Source organism: Mycobacterium sp. 852002-50816_SCH5313054-b, assembly GCF_001667185.1.
Classification (GTDB): Bacteria; Actinomycetota; Actinomycetes; order Mycobacteriales; family Mycobacteriaceae; genus Mycobacterium.
This window is the reverse complement of sequence record NZ_LZIC01000010.1, coordinates 1-2,201: the sequence shown is the minus strand read 5'-3', so window position 1 is coordinate 2,201 and position 2,201 is coordinate 1. Positions and strand designations below refer to the sequence as shown.

Genomic DNA, 2,201 nt, shown 5'->3' with positions numbered 1-2,201 from the left:
GCGCCCCGCTGGTCGGCCACCGGCGGGTAGGGCCGATCGGTGGGCAGTTGCAGGTGCTCCGGCATCCCGGCCAGGGCCTCTTGCCAGTAGGCCAACTGCGCGGCGATGCGGCTGCCGCTATCGCTGAGATCGCCAAGCTGCGCGCGCTGCCACAGCGTGTAGTCGATGTACTGCACCGGCAGCGGCGTCCAACCGGGAGCTTGCCCCACACATCGGCTGGCGTAGGCCACGGCTATGTCGCGCACCAGCGGAGCGATCGACAGGCCGTCGGCGGCGATGTGATGCACCACCGCGACCAGCACGTGTTCGTCGTCGTCGACGCGGAAAAGCTTTGCCCGCAAAGGGATCTCGGCCGCCAGATCAAAGCTGTGACGCGCGGTCTCCTCGACGGCCTCCTGCAGCCGGCCCGGCGACCACGCGGTCGCATCGACTACGTCCCAGCCAAAGTCGGCCCGCTCGGCGGGCAGCACCAGCTGCTGCGGTATGCCGTCGGGGGCGGCGAACAGCGTGCGCAGGCTTTCATGGCGGCCAACCACGTCGGCCAGCGCCGCGCAATACGCGTCGGCATCGAGGCGCCCACGCAGTCGCAGCGCGACCGCCAGGTTGTACACCGGTGACGGACCCTGCAACTGGTCGATGAACCACAGCCGGTTCTGAGCGAACGACAGCGGCACCACCGCGGGCCGCGGGCCGGCCACCAACGGCTCCAGCCCGCCCTCGCCACCGTGGATGCGCGTCGCCAACTGGGCCACCGTGGGAGCCTCGAACACCGCGCGCACCGCGACGCCGGCGCCCAGACCGGTGTTGATCGCGGCGACCAGTCGCATCGCCGACAGCGAGTCCCCACCCAGGTCGAAGAATGAGTCGTCCACCCCGACCCGTTCCACGCCCAGCACCTGGGCATAGATGCCGGCCAGGATCTCCTCGGTCGGGTTGGTCGGTGCGCGGTAACGATCGGTGGCGTCGTACTCCGGTGCGGGCAGCGCCCGGGAGTCGAGCTTGCCGTTGACCGTCAACGGCAGCGCCGCCAACCGCACCACCGCGGCGGGAACCATGTACGCCGGCAGCCGCTCGGCCAACAAGGATCGCGCCGCGGCCGGATCCGCGGTCCCGGTGATGTATCCCACCAGACGCTTGTCGCCGGGGCGGTCCTCGCGAGCGACCACCACCGCCTGCTCCACGCCGTCGAACGCCGCCAGCGCGGCCCGGACTTCGCCCGGTTCGATGCGATATCCGCGGATCTTGACCTGCTCGTCGGCGCGGCCCAGGTATTGCAGCTGCCCGTCGGTGCGCCACCGCACCAGGTCGCCGGTGCGATACATGCGGGTTCCGGGCGCGTCCGCGGCGGCGAACGGGCAGGCCACGAAGCGCGAGGCGGTCAGCCCGGTCCGGCCGACGTATCCGACGCCCACGCCCCGGCCGGCCACATACAGTTCGCCGACCACACCGGCCGGCACCCGCCGCAACGACTCGTCCAGGACGAACAGCGCCGCCGTCGACACGGGCGCACCGATCGGAGCCGCCCCTGACCCGGGCGTCAGCGGCGCGCTCATCGACGCATACACCGTGGCCTCGGTGGGGCCGTAGGCATTGATCACCACCCGCCCGGGCGCCCACTGGTCCACCACCTCGGCCGAGCAAGCCTCGCCGCCGAGCAGTAACGCCTCCGACTCCAGCCGTTGCGGGGACAGTGCGGCCACGGCCGACGGGGTTTGGGTGAGCACGTTGACCCGTTCCCGGGCCAGCAGGTCGTGGAAATCGTCGGGTGAGGCGACGACCGACTGGGGCACCACCACCAGCCGCCCTCCGCCGAGCAGCGCGGCCCAGATCTCCCACACCGAGAAGTCGAAAGCGTACGAGTGGCATTGCGTCCACACCTGTGTCGTCGGCAACGATGTGGGCGTTGACTGCGCCAAGTGGGCCAGGTTGCGGTGGGCGATGGCCACACCTTTGGGCGTTCCGGTGGTCCCCGAGGTGTAGATCAGGTACGCGATGTCGTCGGGCGCCGGTGCCGGCGGCGCGGTGGCGGGTTGGTCCTCGGCGGCGGGGTCGTCGACGTCGATGACCGTCAGATCCCGTCCGTCCAGCCGGTCGGCCAACCCGGCGGTGGTGACCGCGGCGACCGGCGCGGCATCGTCGAGCATGAACCCGACCCGGGCCGCCGGCAGCGCCGGGTCGATCGCCAGGTACGCCGCCCCGGT

General features: G+C 71.4%; 1 protein-coding gene. It reads right to left on the bottom strand.

The annotated features are described in order from the left end of the window. A partial coding sequence (locus A5787_RS01125; protein ID WP_156763705.1) for a non-ribosomal peptide synthetase occupies positions 1-2,201 on the bottom strand: 2,201 nt, incomplete at both ends.